The organism is Streptomyces sp. NPDC096040, from assembly GCF_040303265.1.
GTDB lineage: Bacteria > Actinomycetota > Actinomycetes > Streptomycetales > Streptomycetaceae > Streptomyces.
In genome coordinates this window covers 1-21,010 of record NZ_JBEOTA010000042.1, presented here as the reverse complement: position 1 = coordinate 21,010, position 21,010 = coordinate 1, and the positions used below count along the sequence as shown (strand labels likewise).

General features: G+C 72.1%; 16 protein-coding genes and 3 pseudogenes. 14 read left to right on the top strand and 5 right to left on the bottom strand.

The window, feature by feature from the left end; genetic code table 11:
* Position 1: 1 nt before the first annotated feature.
* The 7 genes and pseudogenes from ABTY98_RS37230 to ABTY98_RS37200 all read left to right on the top strand — a co-directional run bounded on the left by ABTY98_RS37230 (position 2) and on the right by ABTY98_RS37200 (position 7,361).
* Positions 2-1,414, top strand: a complete 1,413-nt coding sequence (locus ABTY98_RS37230) for a BNR repeat-containing protein (protein ID WP_352225559.1) — start codon at positions 2-4, stop codon at positions 1,412-1,414.
* 101 nt (positions 1,415-1,515) lie between these two features.
* Positions 1,516-2,541, top strand: a complete 1,026-nt coding sequence (locus ABTY98_RS37225; protein WP_352225558.1) for a LacI family DNA-binding transcriptional regulator — start codon at positions 1,516-1,518, stop codon at positions 2,539-2,541.
* Between the two features lie 98 nt (positions 2,542-2,639).
* Positions 2,640-3,941 carry an alpha/beta fold hydrolase gene (locus tag ABTY98_RS37220; RefSeq protein ID WP_352225557.1) on the top strand — a complete coding sequence of 434 codons (1,302 nt, stop codon included), beginning with the start codon at positions 2,640-2,642 and terminating at the stop codon, positions 3,939-3,941.
* A 73-nt stretch (positions 3,942-4,014) separates the two neighbouring features.
* Positions 4,015-4,759, top strand: a pseudogene (locus tag ABTY98_RS37215) (PIG-L deacetylase family protein).
* Positions 4,760-4,768: 9 nt separating this feature from the next.
* Positions 4,769-5,665 carry an RNA polymerase sigma factor SigJ gene (sigJ, locus tag ABTY98_RS37210; protein ID WP_352225556.1) on the top strand — a complete coding sequence of 299 codons (897 nt, stop codon included), beginning with the start codon at positions 4,769-4,771 and terminating at the stop codon, positions 5,663-5,665.
* A gap of 113 nt (positions 5,666-5,778) precedes the next feature.
* On the top strand, positions 5,779-6,486 hold the full coding sequence (locus ABTY98_RS37205) for a helix-turn-helix domain-containing protein (protein ID WP_352225555.1): 708 nt from the start codon (positions 5,779-5,781) through the stop codon (positions 6,484-6,486).
* A gap of 32 nt (positions 6,487-6,518) precedes the next feature.
* The gene (locus ABTY98_RS37200) at positions 6,519-7,361 is read left to right on the top strand and encodes a pentapeptide repeat-containing protein (protein ID WP_352225554.1); all 843 of its coding nucleotides are present in this window, start codon (positions 6,519-6,521) and stop codon (positions 7,359-7,361) included.
* Here ABTY98_RS37200 and ABTY98_RS37195 read toward each other — a convergent pair.
* Positions 7,320-8,858, bottom strand: coding sequence for a cytochrome P450 (locus ABTY98_RS37195; RefSeq protein WP_352225553.1), 1,539 nt, complete (start codon positions 8,856-8,858; stop codon positions 7,320-7,322). The genes ABTY98_RS37200 and ABTY98_RS37195 overlap by 42 nt on opposite strands.
* Positions 8,859-8,965: 107 nt before the next feature.
* Here ABTY98_RS37195 and ABTY98_RS37190 point away from each other — a divergent pair, with 107 nt between their 5' ends.
* Both ABTY98_RS37190 and ABTY98_RS37185 read left to right on the top strand, forming a co-directional pair.
* Positions 8,966-9,571: a TetR/AcrR family transcriptional regulator gene (locus ABTY98_RS37190; RefSeq protein WP_352225552.1), complete on the top strand. Its 606-nt coding sequence runs from the start codon at positions 8,966-8,968 to the stop codon at positions 9,569-9,571.
* A gap of 109 nt (positions 9,572-9,680) precedes the next feature.
* Entirely contained in the window at positions 9,681-10,406 is a 726-nt protein-coding gene (locus ABTY98_RS37185; protein ID WP_352225551.1) for a DUF2470 domain-containing protein, read from the top strand.
* Here the strand turns inward: ABTY98_RS37185 and ABTY98_RS37180 are convergent.
* The 3 genes from ABTY98_RS37180 to ABTY98_RS37170 form a co-directional block, all read right to left on the bottom strand.
* Positions 10,374-11,573, bottom strand: coding sequence for a lactonase family protein (locus ABTY98_RS37180; RefSeq protein ID WP_352225550.1), 1,200 nt, complete (start codon positions 11,571-11,573; stop codon positions 10,374-10,376). The genes ABTY98_RS37185 and ABTY98_RS37180 overlap by 33 nt on opposite strands.
* 107 nt (positions 11,574-11,680) lie before the next feature.
* Positions 11,681-12,718, bottom strand: a complete 1,038-nt coding sequence (locus ABTY98_RS37175) for a hypothetical protein (RefSeq protein ID WP_352225549.1) — start codon at positions 12,716-12,718, stop codon at positions 11,681-11,683.
* The gene (locus ABTY98_RS37170; RefSeq protein ID WP_352225548.1) at positions 12,715-13,995 is read right to left on the bottom strand and encodes an FUSC family protein; all 1,281 of its coding nucleotides are present in this window, start codon (positions 13,993-13,995) and stop codon (positions 12,715-12,717) included. Before ABTY98_RS37170 ends, ABTY98_RS37175 begins: the two co-directional genes overlap by 4 nt.
* Before the next feature lie 198 nt (positions 13,996-14,193).
* On the opposite strand from ABTY98_RS37170, the gene ABTY98_RS37165 reads away from it, so the two are divergent.
* A complete protein-coding gene (locus tag ABTY98_RS37165) occupies positions 14,194-14,592 on the top strand; it encodes a DUF3592 domain-containing protein (protein ID WP_352225547.1) in 399 nt (132 codons plus the stop codon).
* A gap of 97 nt (positions 14,593-14,689) precedes the next feature.
* The gene (locus ABTY98_RS37160; protein WP_352225546.1) at positions 14,690-15,598 is read left to right on the top strand and encodes a DUF3626 domain-containing protein; all 909 of its coding nucleotides are present in this window, start codon (positions 14,690-14,692) and stop codon (positions 15,596-15,598) included.
* On the opposite strand, the pseudogene ABTY98_RS37155 reads toward ABTY98_RS37160, so the two are convergent.
* Positions 15,547-16,128 (bottom strand): annotated as a pseudogene (locus tag ABTY98_RS37155) (PAS domain S-box protein); the annotation flags it as partial. The gene ABTY98_RS37160 and the pseudogene ABTY98_RS37155 sit on opposite strands and share 52 nt — an antisense overlap.
* Before the next feature lie 430 nt (positions 16,129-16,558).
* On the opposite strand from ABTY98_RS37155, the gene ABTY98_RS37150 reads away from it, so the two are divergent.
* The 3 genes and pseudogenes from ABTY98_RS37150 to fdh form a co-directional block, all read left to right on the top strand.
* A complete protein-coding gene (locus ABTY98_RS37150) occupies positions 16,559-17,848 on the top strand; it encodes an ROK family transcriptional regulator (RefSeq protein ID WP_352225545.1) in 1,290 nt (429 codons plus the stop codon).
* A 149-nt stretch (positions 17,849-17,997) separates the two neighbouring features.
* Positions 17,998-18,246, top strand: a complete 249-nt coding sequence (locus ABTY98_RS37145; RefSeq protein WP_502994447.1) for a hypothetical protein — start codon at positions 17,998-18,000, stop codon at positions 18,244-18,246.
* 21 nt (positions 18,247-18,267) lie between these two features.
* A pseudogene (fdh, locus tag ABTY98_RS37140) lies at positions 18,268-20,916 on the top strand (formate dehydrogenase); the annotation flags it as partial.
* Positions 20,917-21,010: the final 94 nt, after the last annotated feature.

The following is a 21,010-nucleotide window of genomic DNA, read 5'->3' as shown; positions in this document are numbered from 1 at the left end:
CATGAGACGCCGTACCGTGCTCACCACCGCCATACTGGCCGGCGTGGCAACGCCGGGCATCGCACGGGCCGCCGATCCCGGCCCCTCGGTCACCAAGAAGGGCATCACCCGACTCGACGCCCAAGCCGTCTACTTCGTCTCCTACGACGGCCTGGTCAACAACAACTCCTTCCAGAAGAACGGCCTGTTCACCTACAAGGGCCACCAGTACGCCGGCTGGTACACCTCGACCGGCGCCGCGGTGATCGGCCGCAGGGTGCTGGGCGGGTCGTCGTGGTCCACCGTCACCCTCGCCCACCGGCTGAAGTCCAGCGACTCCCACAACGTCATCTCCATGGGCGTCTCCAGGACCGACGGCCGTCTCCACATCAACATGGACTCCCACAGCGACGGCTTCTTCTACGTGAGGTCGGTCGCGGGGCTGCTGGACAACCCCGTTTCCACGGCGTGGACTTCGGCCGTTTTCGGTGCCGTACAGACATCGCTCGACGGGGTGTCGCCGACCTCGCGGTTCACCTACCCGCAGTTCATCTCCACGCCCGAGGGGAAGCTGCAGCTGAGCTATCGGGTGGGGATATCCGGGAACGGCCGTAACGCCCTTGCCGAGTACGACGGTTCGAGCTGGACCGTGCTGGGGGAGTGGACCAGCTCCAGCGGGACGTACGGGAGCGAGCACGGCTCGTCCACCGCCCGGAACATGTATCTGCACGGCATCGACTACGGCGTCGACGGGCGGCTGCACGCGTTCTTCACCTGGCGGGAGCAGAGCAGCGCCGTGATGTGCAACAGCGGTGGCATCACCAACCACGACACCGGCTATGTCTACTCCACCGACCGCGGCCGCACCTGGCGCAACGACACCGGCGCCCTGGTCGCCACCACCGGCACCTCGGACACCGTCGCCGTCACCGACCCGGGTCTCGTCGTCGACCCGCTCAACCCGGACCACTCCCTGATGAACCAGGAGAGCCAGTGGACCGACTCCGCCGGCCTTCCGCACGCGATCATCAGCTATGTGCCCGGCCGCTTCGGCCAGTGCACCACGAACTACGTCAGCGACCGCACCGCGAACGGCCGTGCCTTCCATGTCCGCAGGAACTCCTCCGGCACCTGGCAGAAGACCGAGATCCCGGTCGCCCTGAACTCCAGCCAGCGCACCAAGCTGCTCCTGGACAGGTACGACAACGCCTACGCGGTCTTCCCCTTCGGACGGATCGCCGGCGCGTCCAAGGCCTCCGGGTACACCGACTGGGCGCTGCTCCACGACGGCAGCGAACTGAACGCCTTCGGCGAGGTCGTGATCGACGAGATGCGGGTCGGGGCGGACAACGTGCTGTCGTTCATGTACCAGGAGACATCGAGCGGTACGACCCCCTCGGCGCTCCATGTCGTCGACTTCGCCCTGCCCGCCTGACCCGGGCCGGTGTGCGAGTCATGTCGTAATGTGAAGCCCTTCCGGATGTGCCCTTCCTCGCTGTGGAGGTGCCGTCCACGGTTCCCTGGAGGTCTCGACCGATGGTCCAGTCGGTGGGTATCAAGGACGTCGCCCGCGCCGCCGGAGTCTCGGTGGGCACGGTCTCCAACGTCATCAACCGCCCGGACACCGTCGCCGGCGAGACCCGGGCCCGGGTGCAGTCGGCGATCGACCGGCTCGGCTATGTCCGCAGCGAGTCCGCGCGCCAGCTGCGCGCGGGCCGCAGCCGGATCATGGGCCTGCTCGTCCTCGACATGGGCAACCCCTTCTTCGTGGACGTGGCCCGGGGTGCCGAACGGGCGGCCCGGGAGGCCGGGCTCGGTGTGATGGTCTGCAACAGCGCCCAGAACGCCGGCGAGGAGGCCGACTACCTCTCGCTCTTCGCCGAACAGCGGGTGCGCGGCGTCCTGCTCACCCCGGCGGACGCCACCGGCCGCAACATCGAGACCTTCCGCCGGCACGGCATCCCCTTCGTGCTGGTCGACCGGGTCGCGGAAGGCACCACCGAGTGCTCCGTCAGCGTCGACGACGTGGCGGGCGGGGCGCTCGCGGTCCGCCATCTCGTCGACGCCGGGCATCGGTCCCTCGCCTACGTCAGCGGGCCGCCCGGGCTCAACCAGGTCCGCGACCGGCGCACCGGCGCCCTGAACGCCCTCGCCGAGGCGGGCCTCGGTCCCGACGCGCTGCGCGAGCTGCCGACCGAGCGTCTGGACGTCGCGGCCGGGCGGGACGCGGGGGCCCGGCTGCTCGGCCTCGCCGACCGGCCCACCGCCGTGTTCTGCGCCAACGACCTGCTCGCCCTCGGTGTCCTCCAGGCCATGTACGCGGCCGGGGTGGTCGTCCCGGACGACCTGGCGATCGTCGGCTACGACGACATCGAGTTCGCCGCCGCGGCCGCGGTACCGCTGACCTCGGTCCGCCAGCCGGCCGTGACCATGGGCGCCATGGCTGCCGACCTGCTCCTGGAGGAGACCGAGGAGCGCGAGGGACAGGCGGCGCACGAGCACCGCCGGGTGGTGCTCCAGCCGGAACTGGTGGTGCGCCGCTCCAGCCTCGCCGCCCGCTGATCGGTTATTCAGTAACGATTTCATGATCCCGGGGGGTGAACCGGCCCCGGACGTGTGCTGAACTGGGTCGCGACCACACGTCCGTCCCGGGAGAAACGTTGAGCCTCAGCTACCGCCAGCCCGGCGTCGTCCTCAGCGACCGCCACTTCACCGTCCCTCTGGACCACGCCGCCCCGGACGGCGAGACCATCGAGCTGTACGCCCGGGAGGCGGTCGCGAGCGACAAGGCGGACGAGGAGTTGCCCTGGCTGCTCTATCTGCAGGGCGGCCCGGGATTCGGGGCGAATCGTTTCGTCGGACGGCAGGCCTGGCTCGACCGGGCCCTGCAGGAGTACCGCGTCCTGCTCCTCGACCAGCGCGGCACCGGCCGCTCCACCCCGGTCAACCGGCAGACGCTGCCGCTGCGCGGCGGCGCCGCCGCCCAGGCCGACCACCTGGCCCGCTTCCGTGCCGACTCGATCGTCCGGGACTGCGAGGCGATCCGTCCGCGGCTCACCGGCGGCGCCCCCTGGACCACCCTCGGCCAGAGTTTCGGCGGCTTCTGCACGGTGACCTATCTGTCGTTCTTCCCGGAGGGTCTCAAGACCTCCCTCATCACCGGTGGCCTGCCCGCCCTCGACGCCCACGCCGACGACGTGTACCGGGCCGCCTACCCGCGCATGGAACGCAAGGTCACAGCGCACTACGACCGCTACCCGATGGACGTCGAACGGGTCCGGCGGATCGCCGAGCACCTCCTCGAGCACCAGGTGGTCCTGCCGAACGGCTACCGGCTCACCGTCGAGGCCTTCCAGTCCCTCGGCCTGATGCTGGGCATGAGCGACGGCAGTCACCGCCTCCACTTCCTCCTGGAGGACGCCTTCGTCCGCACCCCGGCCGGCGCCGAACTCTCCGACGCCTTCCAGGAACAGGCCCAGGCCCTGCTGTCGTACGCGAGCAACCCGCTCTACGCCCTCGTCCACGAGCCGCTCTACGGCCAGGACACCCGCCCCACCGCCTGGGCGGCCGAGCGGGTGCGCGCCGAGTTCCCGCAGTTCGACGCGGCCAAGGCGCTCACCGACGACGCCCCGGTGCTGTTCACCGGCGAGACGGTCCACCCCTGGGTGTTCGAGACCGACCCGTCCCTGCGCCCGCTGCGCGAGACCGCCGAACTGCTCGCCGCCCGCACCGACTGGCAGCCGCTGTACGATGCGGCCCGCCTCGCTGTCAACGAGGTCCCGGTCGCCGCCGCCGTGTACCACGACGACATGTACGTCGACTCCGGGCACTCGCTGCGGACCGCCCGGGCCGTGCGGGGCCTGCGTACCTGGGTCACCGACGAGTTCGAGCACGACGGACTGCGCACCGGCGCCCCGCGGGTCCTGGACCGGCTCCTCGCGCTCGCCCGCGACGAGGTGTGACGGGTCGTCACGTCCCGTGGTGACGGCCCGCAAAAAGGGTTGCGGGCAGGGCGTGTCCGCATAGTCTGCGGCCATGACCGAGCCGAAGATCACCCCGCTCGAGCCCATGCCCCGACGACTGGCGACGCGCCCTCGCCGTGGTCGCCCACCCGGACGACCTGGAGTACGGCTGCTCCGCGGCGATCGCCGCCTGGATGGACGAGGGCCGCGAGGTCACCTATGTCCTCACGACCCGTGGCGAGGCGGGCATGGACACCCTGGAGCCCGCCCGGTGCGGCCCACTGCGCGAGCGGGAGCAGCGGGCGAGCGCGGCCGTGGTGGGTGTCCCGGCCGTGGAGTTCCTCGACCACCGGGACGGGGTGATCGAGTACGGGCCCGCGCTGCGCCGGGACATCGCGGCCGCGATCCGCCGCCGTCGCCCCGAGCCGGTCATCACGCTGAACCACCGGGACACCTGGGGCGGCCTCTACTGGAACACCCCCGACCACCGGGCCGTCGGCCGCGCCACGCTCGACGCGGCGGGCGACGCCGGCAACCGCTGGATCTTCCCGGAGCTCACCGACCAGGGCCTGGAGCCCTGGAACGGCGTCCGCTGGGTCGCCGTCGCCGGGTCCCCCGCGGCCACGCACGCCGTCGACGCCTCGCCCGGCCTGGAACGGGCGATCCGCTCCCTCCTCGAACACCGCACCTACATCGAGGCGTTGACCGACGAGGACCCCGAGTCGTACGTCGGCGACTTCCTGACCGAACACACCGCCGCGCACGGTGAACGCTTCGGCGGGAAGCCGGCCGTCGCCTTCGAACTCTTCTCCCGGTAGGGCGCGCACATGACCGAGAACACGGAACTGCTGGCCCGCCGCTTCGAGGAGCACCGCGACCATCTGCGCGCGGTGGCCTACCGGATGCTCGGCTCGATCGCCGAGGCCGAGGACGCGGTCCAGGAGGCCTGGCTCAAGCTCGGACGCACCGACGCGGACGAGATCCGCAACCTCGGCGGCTGGCTGACCACGGTGGTCGGCCGGGTCTGCCTCGACATGCTGCGCTCCCGCACGGCGCGGCGCGAGCAGCCGATGGACGAGACGTTCGTCCCGGACCCGCTGATCAGGCCGCTGTCCGGCATCGACCCCGAACAGGAGGTGCTGGAGGCGGACGCCGTCGGACTCGCCCTGCTGATCGTCCTGGAGACGCTGGAGCCCGCCGAGCGGCTGGCGTTCGTCCTGCACGACATGTTCGCGGTGCCCTTCGACGACATCGCTCCGATCGTGGAACGCGGTTCGGCGGCGACACGTCAGCTGGCCAGCCGGGCCCGCCGCCGGGTACGGGGCGCCACCCCGTCGGCCGACCCGGACCTGGAAAGGCAGCGCCAGGTCCTCGACGCCTTCCTGGCCGCCTCCCGGGGCGGCGACTTCGAGGCGCTGCTCGCCCTGCTCCACCCGGACGTGGTGCTGCGCGTCGACTCGGGCAGGCTGGTGCGCGGAGCGGCGGCGTCCAAGGTGCTGCGCGGCGCCCGGGCGGTGGCCGAAGGGGCCTTCACCTTCCGGCAGTACTCGGTCTGGTCGCGCCTGGTGCTCGTCAACGGCACGGTCGGCGCGGTCACCGCGCCCGAGGGACGCCCGCTGTCGGTCATGGCGGTCACCGTCGCCGACGGCCAAATCACCGAGATGTACATCCTCGCCGACCCGGACCGGCTCGAACACCTGGACGTGCCCGCCGAGGAGGAGTGATCCACGTCCCACCCGGCGGCGCGATGTCACACTCGTCGCCGTCGGGCCCCTCTCAGACGGCAGGAGCAGGGGAGGGGAAGACATATGAAACTCGTCGTATTCGGGGCAACGAGGTGTTCGGCTATCTCGACACCGAGATCGCCGGCATGCTCGACCGCAGCCCCGCCTCGGTAGGCCAGCTCGCCCGCCGCCCCCGCTACCGCGCCCACCCCCGCGTCCGGCGGGAGGCGACCGAGCGTTTCGTCTCGGCCGCCCTCGGCGGCGACATCCACGCGCTCATGGAGATCCTCGCCCCGGACGTGACGGTCTGGATCGACGGCGGAGGCGTACGGCAGGCGGCAGGGCTGCGCCCGGTCCACGGCCGGGAGAACCTCGCCCCGATGATCGAACGGGAGATCCTGTGGCGGCTGATCACCGGCGAGCAGGGCGTGCTGGTCCGGCAGATCGGGCTCGCCGACAGCCGCCTGACCCAGATCGGCCGGGCAGTCCGCTTCATCCGTGACCACTTCACCGACCCGCTGCGGGTCGAGGACCTCGCCCGGCTCGCCGGGATGAGCGCATCCCCGTTCCACCGGCACTTCCGGGCGGTCACCGCGATGACCCCGATCCAGTGCCAGAAGCACATCCGCCTCCAGGAGGCCCGGCTGCGCCTGATGAGCAGCACGGAGGACGTGGCCGACATCGGCCACGCGGTCGGCTACGACAGCGCATCCCAGTTCAGCCGCGAGTACCGGCGCCGGTTCGGCCGGCCTCCGGGGGCGGACGCGGCCCGCCTGCGCACGGCCGACGGGGACGTCTTCCAACGCCTGGAGAGCGTCTGAGCCGCGGCCGCCCAGGTCAGTACGCTGGGCGGATGCGAGAACACATATCCGAACGGTCTCCGCTGCGAAGCCTGCGCGGGGACTGCGCCCGCTGCTTCGGCCTGTGCTGTGTCGCTCTGCCGTTCACCGCCTCCGCCGACTTCGCGGTCGGCAAGCCCGCCGGGAAGCCCTGCCGGAACCTCGGCGGCGACCACCGCTGCGGTATCCACACCGGCCTGCGGCAGCGGGGGTTCACCGGCTGCACGGTCTACGACTGCTTCGGGGCCGGTCAGCGGGTCTCCCAGGTCACCTTCGGCGGGCAGGACTGGCGGACCGGGACCGCGGAGCACGCCCGCCGGATGTTCGACGCGTTCCCGGTCGTACGGCAGCTGCACGAACTGCTCCGGTACCTCACCGAGGCGCTGGACCTGCCCGCCGCCCGCCCCGTCCACGGCGAGTTGAGGCAGCTGCTGGAGACCACCGAGGAACTCACCCTCGGCACGCCCGAGGAACTCGCCGCCCTGGACGTGGCCGCCCACCGGCAGCAGGTCAATGTGCTCTTGCTGCGCACCAGCGAGCTGGCTCGCGCGGGCGTGCGGAACCAGAAGAAGGACCGCCGGGGCGCGGACCTGATGGGCGCCCGGCTCAGGGGCGCCGACCTGCGCGGCGCGAGCCTGCGCGGGGCCTACCTGATCGCCGCCGACCTCACCGGCGCCGACCTGCGGGACACGGACCTGATCGGCGCCGACCTGCGCGACGCCGATCTCACCGGCGCGGACCTCACGGGCGCGTTCTTCCTGACCCAGCCGCAGCTCGACGCGGCCCGGGGCAGTGCCGGCACCCGGCTGCCGGTGTCAGTCACCCGCCCCGTGCACTGGACAGCCGCCGCCCTCTGACGCGGGGACGTCCGGCACGGTCACCGGCGCCGGGGCGGGACGGCGCCGCTCAAGGCGCAGCCGCAGCCCGTCCGGCATCAGCGTCAGCCGCTCGGTCACCCGCAGCCGGTAGCCGGGGTCGGCCTCCAGGTCGTAGCGGCGCAGCAGCAGGCCGAGCACCAGGGTGGCCTCGTGCAGGGCGAACTGGCGGCCGATGCAGGCCCGCGCACCCGTGCCGAACGGCTTGAAGGTGTGCGGGGCCCGGCCACGTGCCGCCTTCGCTTCGAAGCGGTCCGGATCGAAGCTCTCGGGGTCCGGGCCCCACACCTCGGGGTCCCGGTGCAGCATCGGGGTCAGGACCAGGGCCCAGCCACCCCGGCGCATCGGATGGTCCCCGGCGAGCACGGTGTCCTGGCGGGCCTCGCGGGCGAAGGCGGGGGCAGTGGGCCACAGGCGTAGCGACTCGTCGAGGACCCGGCGGACGTAACGGAGCTTGGCGACCTGGTCGTACCCAGGCACGGGCGTGTCGCCCCAGACACGGTCCACCTCGGCGGCGGCTCTGGCGGCGATCTCCGGGTGCAGGGCGAGATAGTGCAGGGCGAAGGAGAGCGCGCCCGAGGTGGTCTCGTGGCCGGCCACCAGGAAGGTGATCACCTGCCGCCGTACGTTCTCGGCGGACAGTCGCTCCCCGGTCTCCGGGTGGGCCGTCTCCAGCATCCGGTCGAGCAGATCGCCCTCCCCGCGGCCGGTCCTGCGGCGCTCGGCGACCAGGTCGTCGACCGTGCGGTCGAGGTGGTCGATGTCGGCCGCGTTGCGCCGCGCGGCCTGCCGCAGCAGCAGCGGGGCCAGCGGCGAGGGCACGCTGTTGAGGCGCTGGGCGTAGGTGAGCGTGCCGATCATCGCGGTCACGAAGGGGTGCGGCCGGTCCCGCTCGAACGAGCCGAAGTCATGGCCGAAGCCGGTGCGGGCGATCGTCTCCAGGGTCAGCTTGGTCATGTCGCCGGGTACGTCGACCCAGCGGCCGGCCGCCAGCTCCCGGTCCCAGTGGCCGGTCAGCCGGCCGGCCACCGACAGCATCATCGCGTGATAGCCCTCCATGGCCTCCCGGCTGAAACCCGGGGCCAGGACATCGTGCGCCAGCTGCCAGTTCGGCTCGTGGTTGTACGCCGTGAACAGCCCGTCCCCGGCGATCGGGCGCAGGTTGGCGACCCCCAGGCCCACATGCTTGGCGAACCGCGACTCGTCGGCCATGTCGGCGGCCAGTTCGGCGCCCCACACGAACACGAACTCGTTGCCGAACGCCCGCCGCCGGAAGATCGGGCCCAGCTGCCGGGCGAATCGCATCGAGTCCTGGAGCGGCTTGCGCCGGTCGACGCCCAGGACGTCGCCGAGGAAGGGCACCCGATGCGGCGGGTGTGGTATTCGGTGCAGCTCGGGCCAGCCCTGCTCGGCGCCCCGGAACCCCTTCGGCAGCGGGCCGTCGGCCCCCGTCGCCGTCTGCGTGGCCGTCTCCGCCATGACGCGATCTCCCTTGATGCTGCGGCAGGTTGAGCTAGTTGTACGTGGGTTCAATAGGCGTTTCAGTCTCATCCCGTTGTTGAACTCACGTCAAGTAAAGTGCGGGCATGGTCGCGAACCAGGGTGAGCGCAGCCGCCGCAGACTCAGCACCGCGGAACGCCGTGAGCAGCTCCTCTCGGTCGGGGCCAGGCTCTTCTCCGAGAGTCCGTACGACGACGTCTGGATCGAGCAGGTCGCCGAGATCGCCGGTGTCTCCCGGGGCCTGCTGTACCACTATTTTCCGACCAAGCGCGACTTCTTCGCGGCGGTGGTGGAGCGGGAGAGTGAGCGGATGCTGCGGATGACCGCGGCCGACCCCGGCGTACCCGCCCGGGAGCAGCTCACCGCCGGCCTCGACGTCTACCTCGACTACGTGCATACCCACGCGCACGGCTTCCGGGCATTCCATCGCGCCGAGGCCTCCGGCGACCAGGCCGTGCGCCGCGTCTACCGGCAGGCCCAGGCCGCCCAGGAGCGCCAGATCCTCGCCGCCCTCGCCGCCGACCCCGAGTTCGGCCCCGCCCTGGAACTACGCCCCGACACCCGGCTGGCGGTGCGCGGCTGGCTCGCCTTCACCACGCACGTCTGCCTGGAGTGGCTGCGTACCGAGGAGTTGACGCGGGAGCAGGTGCGGGACCTGTGCGCGCGGGCCCTGCTGGGCGTCATCTCCTGAGTGCTCCGGCGCGTTTCCCCACCCTGTTCTTCGCGTCCGTGACGCTCCGTGGTTGGCGTACTCCCCGATCTTCGCTAAGTTAGGTGAGGCTTACCTAAGGAGGTTCGGGATGGGTGAAGAACAGGCGGCCTGGGCGGCCGTCCCCGGCGCGGCCGAACAGGCCCGGTCACTGCTGGCCGCAGCGTGGTCGTGCATGGTGACCGCGGACGGGGGACGTGAGGAGTTCGTCGGCGCGCACGCCGTCGCCGACGACGGCCGGGTGCTGCTGCACGTGCCGGAGGACAGCGCCCTGCTCGCGGCCGCGATCTGCGCCCCGCGCGGCGAGCCGTCCGCGGTGCTGGAGTTCACCGACGTCGCACCCGTACCGGTGCGCAACCGGATCCGGGCCCGGCTGTGGATGGCCGGCTGGTTCGTGCCCTCCGACGAGCACCTCGTCTTCCAGCCCACCCGTGTGGTCCTGCGCCGGCCCACCGGCGCGGTCGTCGTCGACCTCGACGAGTTCGCCGCCGCGAACCCCGACCCGCTGGCCGGTGCAGAGGCCGGACTGCTGACCCACCTCGCCGACGCCCACCCGGACGCCGTCGAGCGGCTCACCAGGCTCGTCGAGCCCGAGAGCCTGCACGCCGCGACCCGCGTCCGGCCCCTCGCCGTCGACCGGCACGGACTGACCCTGCGCATCGAACGCACCCGCGCCCACGGCGACGTACGACTGGCCTTCCACGCGCCCGCCGACGACGTCGCCCGGCTCACCGAACGCATGCACGTCCTGCTGGCCCAGGCCGCCGCCTCCTGCCCGCGGACGCTACAGCGGCAGCGCGCAGACGGCGACGGGTGACGCGAACGGCTCACCCACGAGCCGGAGTTCACCGCTGCGCGCATCGACGGTGAAGACACTCACGGTGCCGGACCGCTGGTTGGACGCGAACAGCAGCCGGCCGTCCGGCGAGAACGCGATCTGCCGGGGGAAGTCCCCTTCCACCGGGACCGTGTCCAGCAGCCGCAGCCGGGCCCCGTCGGCCTCGACCGCGTACCGTGCGAGCGTGTTGTCGCCGCGGTTGGCGAGGTAGGCGTAGGCGCCGTCACCGGTGACCAGGATCTGGGCCGGGTAGTTGGTGGTGCCCGCCTTGCTGCCGGAGGACTGGGGTTCGCCGATCGAGAGGCGGCCGCCGGCCGGGTCGTAGCCGCACACCGCGATCGTGTCGTCCACCTCGTTGGCCAGGTACGCGTACCGGCCGCCGGGATGGAAGGTCAGATGGCGCGGGCCGGCCCCCGGCCTGGTGTGCGCCTGGGCGACCTCGGTGAGTGTGCCCTTCGTGAGGCCGAGGCGGTAGCTGTAGACCGTGTCGGTGCCCAGGTCGACGGCGAGGACATGGCCGCCGTCCGGACCGGTGATGAACTGGTGGGCGTGCGGGCCCTGTTGGCCGGGGCCGGGTGACGGGCTCGAGTGCGTGACCAGGTCCGTGCGCTCGCCGAGGGCGCCCGTGGCGTCGATCGGATGGACGGCCACACTGCCCGAGGTGTAGTTGGCGCTCAGCAGCCAGCGGCCGCTCGGGTGCACCGAGAGATGACAGGGGCCCGCCCCGCCCGTGCTCCGGCTGCCGAGGATCTTCCGGTCCGCCAGGCGTACGGCGGTCACCCCGCCGTCCGTACGCTCGTTCACCGCGTACAGCGTGCTGCCGTCCGGATGGACGGCAAGATACGACGGATCGGCGACGCCGGTGAGCGTGCCGGTGCCGGTGATCCGGCCGCTGTCGGGGGCGTAGGTGGCGAGACCGATGCCGGTGCCGCCGCCGTCCACGGAGGTGTAGGTGCCGAGGTAGAGAGGGCGCGGGCCGGCCGGCGACTTCGTCGGGGACTCGGTCGCCGGGCGCGGCGCCGGGTGCGTCTTCTCGGGCGGTGCCGCCGGTGCGGGGACCGCCACCACCGCCGCGGCGCCCGCCACCGCGCCGACGAACCGGCGCCTGCTCCAGCCGCCGCGCCGCGCTTCCGTACCACTGCCCATGCCCGCACCTCAGGTCGTCGGTCGCCTCGGTCGTCACAGCAACCTTGGCGCGCGCCCAGGGGCAAAGGCAAGACGGGCAACAGTCGTTGCACACCCTGCAACGACTGTCACCAGTCGCCGTCCTCCACCGGCTTGCCGGGCGGGTCCTTGAGGGGGATCACCTGCCCCTGGGACGGCGGGTGCCAGGGCTCCATGTCGTCGCCGAGCCAGTCGCCGACCGGTTTGACCGCCTCCAGGGCGTCCGTGGGGGCGAGATCCTGGGCGTCCTGGTCGTAGTAGTCGAACCAGGGCAGCCCGGCGCGGTTGTACGCCGCCCGGTCCACCGGGGACGGCGGGGGCGCCTCGCCTGTGATGCGGCGCCACTCCGGGGGCGTGACCAGGTGCACGAAGACCCGCCCGGCAGGGCTGTCGGCCCAGTCCCGCGGCGGCCGGTCGTCCTGGTAGACCTCCTGGTGCATCGAGCCGCCGACACCGAGGCCCATCCCCGCCGAGCGGGAGCGCGGGGCGGCGCCGGGCGCGGCGGGTGCCGCGGCCGTCATCGGCAGTGCCGCGCCGTAGCCGCCGAGCGATCCCGGCGCGCGCGTCCGCTTCCGCCGCCGCAGCCGCTCCTCACGCCGCCACTCGGCGAGGGGCCCCTCCTTGAGCGCGAAGGACTGGAGCTGCACTCCGCCCCACACCTCCTCGCCGGTGACCTGCCCCTCCACGGTGGCGCCGAGACCGAGCGGCACCGCCACGAACTGGCGGACCGTGCCCTTGCCCGAATTGATGCCGTCCAGCCAGGGCTGCCGGGGCAGCACCAGATAGTTCTGCGGATCCCGGGACAACCGCTCGCTCCACGGCTCGCCGGACACCGCGCACACCTTGCCGACACCGACCTGGAGGGCGGCCGGTTCCACCGTGCCCGCGAAGCTCAGCCACATCGCCTCGCGCAGATACACCGGCAGCATCACCCCGCCACGCGCCCGCCATGCGGCCGGAACCGTGTCCGGATAATCGCTCACCCGCCGGACCGGGAACTCGCCGAGCCCCGGCGGCAGCGGATGCGTCCCCGTTTCCGGCAGCCGCAGCGTGCGTACGAAGCGCACCGCCACTCCGCCGGGCAACCGCAGTGTGGTCCCGTCGATCCGTACCGCCGTGTCGGTCACAGGCGTGCCCCCTTCCCCGTCCTGGACTGAGAACGCTCCGCACCATCCGCCCGGTTCCGCTGCAGCCGCTCCGGTGCGCCGACCCGCTCCCGCAGCCAGGTCAGCCACGGCCGCTTGGCGCGCTGCTCGGCGGAGACGCGGTCCAGCTCCTCCAGCAGACGGCGGGTGCGGTGCTCGGTGTCCAGTTCGTCGAGGAGCCGGTTGACCTCGGTCAGGACGGCCCCCGGCAGCTGCCAGTTCCGGTCGTCGCGGCGGGCCTCGTCCCGGAGCAGCTCGGCGAGCTTGTCGCGGGTGCCGGTCGCGGTGTGCAGTTCGGCGGAGAGCCGCGCCTCGGCCGACTCGGCACTCTCGCTGATGCTGGTGGTCACCAGCACCGCGAAGCTCACCACGGCGTCGGCGATCTGGGACAGCAGCTGCTCCACTGCCGCCCCCGCGTCCGAGGCGAACAGCGGCTCGGGCTCGCGGACCTTGGCCAGGTCGGTGAAGGTGCGGGCCAGCACGCGGAGCACGACCGTGCAGATCTCCAGCGTGTCCAGACCGGTGCGCAGCACCACCCGGTGCAGCAGGCCCTCCTTGACCCGCGGATTGAGCCGCAGACTGTCCTCGGCCTGCCGCAGCGCCGCGTCCACCTCGACGATGGCGTGGTCGAGCCGGCGGGCCTCGTGCAGCCGCTCGGCCGCCTGCTGCCACGGCGTCAGCCCCGACGCCTCCTCGCCCATGCGCAGCATCAACTGCCGCAGCCGGCGGGCCAGGCCCTCGATCGACTCCCCGGCCTCGTCCACCCACACCGGGGGAGGGAGCAGCAGATTGCAGGCCATTCCGACGACCGCGCCGATCAGCGTCTCCACGATCCGCGCCCACGCCGTACTGCTGATGGTGGTGACCCCGAGCACCAGCATGGCGCTGATCGCCACCTCGGGCACGTACTCGTCCACGCGCACCAGACGCCCCACCGCCAGCGAGGCCACGATCAGCAGCGCCAGACTCCACCAGGTCAGTCCCACCAGCTGGCTGAACGCGATGGCGACCAGCACACCGGCCACCACCGAGTTGACCCGGCGGAAACCGTTGGTGAGGGTGGCGTACAGGGTCACCTGCACGACCAGGAGCGCGGTCAGCGGAGCGGTGAGCGGTGCTGGTTCCGGGCTCAGGCGGAGCGCGACGACGTAGGCGATCGTGGCCGCGGCGGCCGACCGCAGCGTCTGGACGACCACCGGGTCCCGATGGCGCCGCAGCAGTTGCGGCAGACCCTTGGCCCACTTCCGTACGTCTTGCATCCCTTGGCCTGTTCCCACTCACGTGTCACGTCGAACGTGTTTTCCGCGGATCACTCGCGCGCCGGTGGCCGGATGACCAGGGTGGACTACGGAGAGTTTCCGAAGACCGCGCCCCAGCGTCCGCAACCGAACACCAGGCCGACGCGTCTCCTGCTCCCGAGGTGCTGAACGGACAGGCGGGGCGGAAGGGTTGGGACGTTGAACTTCGGTGCGGTGCTGTGCACGGTGGTGGGCCTCGGACTTCTCGGGGTCGCGATGCGTGAGGGTGCGGTGGTACGGCGGCTGCGCCGGCACGGGCTGCACACCTGGGGGCTCGTCGTGGACAACGTGCGCACCAACGACAGCGACGGGCCCAAGTGGATCCCCGTCATCGCCTTCACGGACCGCTCCGGCTACCGGGTGGAGTTCTCGCCGCGGATGCACGGTTCCGGCATGGGCCTGGCCACGGGACGGCAGGTGGAGGTCGTCTATCTGGCGGCGTACCCGCAGGTCGCCCGGGTGCGCATGTGGCGGCACGTCGTGGGGCCACTGGTGTTCCTGGTGTTCGGCGGGGTGATCTTCCTGGGGGCCGGGGTGTTCATCGCCGTGACGAGCTGACCCCCGCGGCGAAACGGCCGCGACCGGGCCGGCCGTGATCGGCTAGGGTCGGCGGGCACCGGACGGGCGGGGACGGGGCCGCGGGGGAGGGGAGCCGATGGAACTCGCGGACATCGGGACGGCACGGGCCGCGGCGGCGCTGCGCCATGTGGCCGGGCTGTCCTCGGGCCCTGCCCTCGACCCCGGTCTGCGCATCACCCTGAACTTCCACCCCGACCGGCTGTCGGCCGGGCTGCCGATCCTGGAGGCGCTGGCCCGGGACGGCGCCTACCACTCACAGTTCGTCACCGGAACCAGCAACGGCGGGCTCACGGCGCACCCCGGCGGCGACCGTCGGCGCTGGGAGAGCCGGATCTTCGGCGGGATCTACGACGACGCCGACCCGGCCGAGCGACCGGTGTACGGGGCGCTGAACTTCCGCCGCCAAGTGGTCGGCGCGGCCCCCCGCTTCGGATCCTCGCACCTGCGGCTGACCGGCCCGGCACTCCACCGCGCGACCTTCTGCTACCCCGACAGCGCCGCCGAGCCGACGGACTTCGGGGTCGCCGCCGGAACGCACCTCCTCGCCCTGGCCGAGGCCGACGAGCAGGACGCCCTCAACGACTACATCGAGACACAGGTGCACGGCGGTGTACGGCTCGACCGGGACGTGGCAGCCCTCGTCCTGGACGCCTGCTACCAGGGCACGCCGGTGGAAGCGGCGGCCCGTCGGCTGCCCTGCGCGGTCGAATGGCACCCCGGCTACCGGCTCACCGTGTCCGACCTGCGTCGCCACGCCGACTACCGGGGCCCGCAGTACGCGGAACTCGGCGCCGTGATCGCCGAGAAGGGCGTCGTGGACCCGCGGATCATCGGCGACGCGGCCCGCACCGGCCGCCACGCGATCCAGGACCTCAAGATGGTCTGGCACACACTCGCCCGCTTCGGCGCTCCGGAAGGCGCGGGCACCGCCTGTCCGGACGGAGCGGACGGCCACACGCCGGGGGTCAGTACGCCCAGGGCATAGGCGCGGGCGACCAGTTCGGTGCGGTTGGCCGCGGCCCAGCGGGCCGACAGGCGGCGCGGATGGTAGGTGACGCCGTCCTTGGTGAGGCCCAGGTCGCGGGCGGCCCGGGCCGTGCCGGCGCCCCGGGCCAGCAGCGCGAGCACCCGCCCCTCGACCGGGGTGACCCTCGCCGGCTCCGCCTCGGGCGCCTCCCGCTCGCCGTCCACCCGTAACATCACCAGCAGCGACGGCGTCTCGCCCACGGCCTCGCTCACCGGGTCCGCCGTAAGCTCCCCGTACCGCTCGGCCCCGCCGCGCGGCCGCCACCGTACCGACACCTGGTAGCGCGAGCGATGCCGCAGCCGCAGCGCCTCGGCGATCCGCTCCACCTGCGCCTCCTCCTGCGGACGGAACAGCTCCAGCACATCCCGGCCGCGCAGCCGTCCCGGGGTCGTACCGCATTCGGCGGCCATCGCCGGATTGGCCAGCAGCACCAGCCCGTACACATCGCACACCGCGACCGGCACCGCAACCCGGTCGAAGAGCGTCAGGGCACGGTTGCGTCAGACCACACCGTCGAGCCGGTCCGTCGCCATGTCCACCTCCGCGCCTTTGCCCGCCATCCAAGGCGACCACGCAGGTCAGAGGCAACTTCACCGGCACGGCGCAAGAGCCGGCGGCCACTTTCGACTGCACGATCGTGTAGTGCGGCGGCGCCGTGCCGCATTTCCGGAGGGCCACGCTTGATCGGAGGAAGAATGGCTTGACTCCCTGGTGGCGGACGGCCGTTACGTGGAGGATGTATACGCGGCATCCTGATCGACGCCCTCGCCCGAAGCGCCACGCAAGGGGCGCTCCCCGTACTCGCACCTCCCTGCGGTACCCTTCACTCACAGCGTGAACTAAGGGTTGGGAAAATATCGCTTCCCACCGCCCGAAGGAGTATGTTGCAGGTCGGGCAGGGTTCGTGAAGGGAGCCACATGGCGGGGCGGAACGGGCGCACGGTACGCGACCTCAGGAGGGCCAACCGCACGGCCGTGCTCCAGCGGCTCTATTTCGACGGCCCCCTCAGCCGCTTCGAGCTGGGCCCGGCCACTGGCCTGAGCTCCGGCTCGGTGAGCAACGTGGTCGCCGACCTGGTCGCCGACGGCCTGGTCGAGGAGGCCGGCAGCGTCGACTCCGACGGCGGCCGCCCCCGCACCCTGCTGCGTGTCGCCCCGCACAGCGGTCAGATGATCGGCGTCGACGTCGGCGAGACCCGGGTCCGGGTCGAGCTGTTCGATCTGACCCTCACCGAACTCGCCCGTGTCGAGCGTCCGTTGGAGCAGCAGGGCTACGACGTCGAGGTGATCGTCGGCCACATCCGGGACGGCATCGCGGAGGTCCTCGCGACCGAGGGTGCCTCGCCCGAGCTGCTGCTCGGCGTCGGTGTCGGCGTCCCCGGCATCGTCGAGCACACCGCCGACCGCGGTGCCCTGGTGCACGGCCAGACCATCGGCTGGGACGCCGTTCCGCTGGAGAAGCTGCTCCGCACCGGCTGCCAACTCCAGGATTCCGTACGGTACTTCATCGACAACGGCGCCAAGACCCTGGGCCAGGCCGAGATGTGGTTCGGCGCCGGGCGCGGCGCGGACAACGCCGTCGTGGTGCTGTTCGGCTCCGGCGTCGGCGCCTGCCTGGTCACCGCCGAGGTGGAGCACGGCCGGGCCGTCGAGTGGGGCCACCTGACGGTACGGGTGCGGGGCCGCCGCTGCCGCTGCGGTGCGCTCGGCTGTCTGGAGGCGTACGCCGGCGCCGAGTCGCTCCTTGCCCGCTGGCGGGAGGAGGGCGGCCGTCCGGCCGAGGGCACCGACGAGGAGACCGCGCTCACCGCGATGCTCGCCGCCGCCTACCCGCCGGAGGGCACCGAGCCCGACCCGGTCGCCCTCGCCGTCCTGGAGGAGACCGCCGAGTACCTGGGCGCGGGCCTCTCCGACCTGATCAACCTCTTCCAGCCCGAGCGGATCCTGATCGGCGGCTGGGCCGGCCTCCAGCTCGGCGCCCGCTTCCTGCCCGCCGTACGCCGGTACGCGACCATGTACGCGCTGCGCCACCCCGCCGAGCGGGTCACCATCGACCTCGGCCGGCTCGGCCCGGACGCGGTCACCGTCGGTGCCGCGATCCTGCCCCTCGCCGACTTCTTCGGACGCGGCGGCCGGCGCGCGGAACCGGCCACCGAGGACCGCCTGCCCGCCTGGCGCACGGCGCTGGAGGAGCGGGCCCCGCGCTGAGCCCGCCCCGGCTCGCACTCGCGTTCGACGACTCCCCGGCGGCCTCCCGCGTTGGCTCGGCGCCGAGCCCCGTCATGGCGCATCCCGCGTTTCACGATCTCCCTTCGAGGTACTCGCGGGAGCCTCGGAACGACGCGAGGGAGTACGCCGTGGGTGAGAAGGCCGTGGGTGGGAAAGCCGTGGGAGACAAGCAGGGCGACAGGCCGGTGCCGCGGGACATGCCCGACCAGCAGGCCGGGCAGGGCAAGGACCAGTGGGACGCGGCAGAAGACCGGACCGACGAGGGCCCCGACGCCGGCGTCCCCGACACCGACGAGGCCGGGACGGGCCCCCGGGGTGCACCGCGCTCGGGCTCGGTGCACCCTGAGAATCCACTGCCGGACGAGCCGTCGGCCTGAGCCTGGGAAGGGACGGCAGCCATGACCCTCGCAGACCGGTTCCGCTCCTGGCCCGTCTACCGCCAGCTCACCGGCCCCGACCGCACCGGCCGGGGCGCGGCCGCCAAGTCGTCGTACACCGGGAACCTGCGCCCCCGCACCGAGGACGCCGAGCGCGTGGTGCAGTCGGTGTGCCCGTACTGCGCGGTCGGCTGCGGCCAGCAGGTCTACGTCCGGGACGAGAAGGTCGTCCAGATCGAGGGCGACCCCGCCTCCCCGGTGAGCCGCGGCCGGCTCTGTCCCAAGGGCTCGGCCACCCTCCAGCTCACCACCGGGCCCGCGCGGGAACACCAGGTCCTCTACCGGCGGCCGCACGGCACCGACTGGGAGCCCCTCGACCTGGACACGGCGATGGACATGGTCGCCGAACGCGTGATCCGCACCCGGCGCGAGACCTGGGAGTGGGAGCACGACGGCATGCGCACCGCCCGCACCATGGGCATCGCCAGCCTCGGCGGCGCGACCCTCGACAACGAGGAGAACTACCTCATCAAGAAGCTGCTGACCGGCCTCGGCGTGGTCCAGGTGGAGAACCAGGCCCGGGTCTGCCACAGCTCCACCGTCGCCGGCCTCGGCACCTCCTTCGGGCGCGGTGGCGCCACCACCTTCATGCAGGACCTCCAGCACTCGGACTGCATCGTCATCGAGGGCTCCAACTTCGCCGAGTGCCACCCGGTCGGCTTCCAGTGGGTGATGGAGGCCAAGCTGCGCGGCGCCACGATCATCGACGTCGACCCGCGCTTCAACCGCACCAGCGCCCTCTCCGACCTGTACGTACCGATCCGCGCGGGCACCGACATCGCCTTCCTCGGCGGGATCATCAACCACGTCCTGACCGAGGAGAAGGACTTCCGCGAGTACGTCCTGAAGTACACCAACGCGGCCACCCTGGTCAGCGAGGACTTCCAGGACACCGAGGACCTCGACGGCGTCTTCTCCGGCCTCGACGAGGAGAAGGCCCACTACGACCCCCGCAGCTGGCAGTACGAGGGCGTGGAAGTCCAGCAGCCCACCGGCGAGGCCGACGAACAGTACGAGGAGCGCACCCGCAAGGCGGCGGGCGCCGAGGCGCACGGCTCCGGCGGCGCCCGGACCGGACACCGTGCCCCCGCCGACGAGACCCTCCAGCACCCGCGCTGCGTCTACCAGATCCTCAAACGGCACTACGCCCGCTACACCCCCGAGATGGTCGAGAACGTCTGCGGCATCCCGCGGGAGACCTTCCGGAAGGTCTGCGACGCGCTGACGGCCAACTCCGGTCCCGACCGCACCAGCGCCTTCGCCTACGCCGTGGGCTGGACCCAGCACTCCACCGGCAGCCAGTTCATCCGCGCCGCGAGCGTCCTCCAGCTGCTGCTCGGCAACATCGGCCGCCCCGGCGGCGGCATCCAGGCCCTGCGCGGCCACGCCTCCATCCAGGGCTCCAGCGACATCCCGACCCTGTTCAACCTGCTGCCCGGCTACATCCCGATGCCGCACGCCCACGCCGACATGAACCTTGACAACTTCATCGAGGCGAGCCGCACGGTGAAGGGCTTCTGGTCGAACATGCGGTCCTACGTCGTCAGCCTCCTCAAGGCGTACTACGGCGACGCGGCCACCGCCGACAACGACTTCTGCTTCGACCACCTGCCGAGGCTGACCGGCTCGCACTCCACCTACGACACGGTCATGGCCCAGCTCGACGGCGACTGCAAGGGCTACTTCCTGCTCGGCGAGAACCCCGCCGTCGGCTCCGCCAACACCCGCCTCCAGCGCCTCGGCATGGCCAACCTCGAGTGGCTGGTGGTCCGGGACTTCTCCCTGATCGAGTCGGCGACCTGGTGGCGGGACGGCCCCGAGATCGAGACCGGCGAACTGCGCACCGAGGACATCGGCACCGAGGTGTTCTTCTTCCCGGCCGCCGCCCACACCGAGAAGTCCGGCTCCTTCACCAACACCAACCGCTGGGTGCAGTGGCACCACGCCGCCGTCGAACCCGAGGGCGACGCGCGCAGCGACCTGTGGTTCATGTACCACCTGGGCCGCCGCATCCGGGAGAAGCTGGCCGGCTCCACCGACCCCATGGACCGACCGATCCTGGATCTGGCCTGGGACTATCCGGTCAGCGGCGAACTCGAGGAGCCGGTCGCCGACGCCGTGCTCGCCGAGATCAGCGGCCACGGACCCGACGGCGGCCCGCTGAGCGCCTACACCGAACTCAAGGAGGACGGCTCCACCCGCTGCGGCTGCTGGATCTACTGCGGCGTCTACGCGGACGGCGTCAACCAGGCCGCCCGCAAGAAGCCCGAGTGGGAGCAGGACTGGGTGGCCGCCGAGTGGGCCTGGGCCTGGCCCGCCAACCGTCGCATCCTCTACAACCGTGCCTCCGCCGCCCCCGACGGCACCCCGTGGAGCGAGCGCAAGAAGTACCTCTGGTGGGACCCGGATGAGGGGAAGTGGACCGGCCGGGACGTCCCGGACTTCGTGCCCGACCGCGCCCCCGACTACGAACCCGACGAGGACGCCGAGGGCGTGGCCGCGCTGCGTGGCGACGATCCATTCATCATGCAGGCCGACGGCAAGGGCTGGCTCTACACCCCGGCCGGTCTGGAGGACGGACCGCTGCCCACCCACTACGAACCCCAGGACTGATTCCGTTGGCGAAGTCGCTGAGTGTGGTTGTGGGACATTCGTGACGCTCGCCCACCAGGGGTGGGTGGGGCCTGTGTTGGGGGCGGACTGT

Bases quoted from the DNA above. Each gene is read 5' to 3' on its own strand.
- ABTY98_RS37230 (WP_352225559.1), top strand. From the start codon at position 2: ATGAGACGCCGTACCGTGCTCACCACCGCCATACTGGCCGGCGTGGCA.
- ABTY98_RS37225 (WP_352225558.1), top strand. From the start codon at position 1,516: ATGGTCCAGTCGGTGGGTATCAAGGACGTCGCCCGCGCCGCCGGAGTC.
- sigJ (WP_352225556.1), top strand. From the start codon at position 4,769: ATGACCGAGAACACGGAACTGCTGGCCCGCCGCTTCGAGGAGCACCGC.
- ABTY98_RS37200 (WP_352225554.1), top strand. From the start codon at position 6,519: ATGCGAGAACACATATCCGAACGGTCTCCGCTGCGAAGCCTGCGCGGG.
- ABTY98_RS37195 (WP_352225553.1), bottom strand. From the start codon at position 8,858: ATGGCGGAGACGGCCACGCAGACGGCGACGGGGGCCGACGGCCCGCTG.
- ABTY98_RS37190 (WP_352225552.1), top strand. From the start codon at position 8,966: ATGGTCGCGAACCAGGGTGAGCGCAGCCGCCGCAGACTCAGCACCGCG.
- ABTY98_RS37185 (WP_352225551.1), top strand. From the start codon at position 9,681: ATGGGTGAAGAACAGGCGGCCTGGGCGGCCGTCCCCGGCGCGGCCGAA.
- ABTY98_RS37180 (WP_352225550.1), bottom strand. From the start codon at position 11,573: ATGGGCAGTGGTACGGAAGCGCGGCGCGGCGGCTGGAGCAGGCGCCGG.
- ABTY98_RS37170 (WP_352225548.1), bottom strand. From the start codon at position 13,995: ATGCAAGACGTACGGAAGTGGGCCAAGGGTCTGCCGCAACTGCTGCGG.
- ABTY98_RS37160 (WP_352225546.1), top strand. From the start codon at position 14,690: ATGGAACTCGCGGACATCGGGACGGCACGGGCCGCGGCGGCGCTGCGC.
- ABTY98_RS37150 (WP_352225545.1), top strand. From the start codon at position 16,559: ATGGCGGGGCGGAACGGGCGCACGGTACGCGACCTCAGGAGGGCCAAC.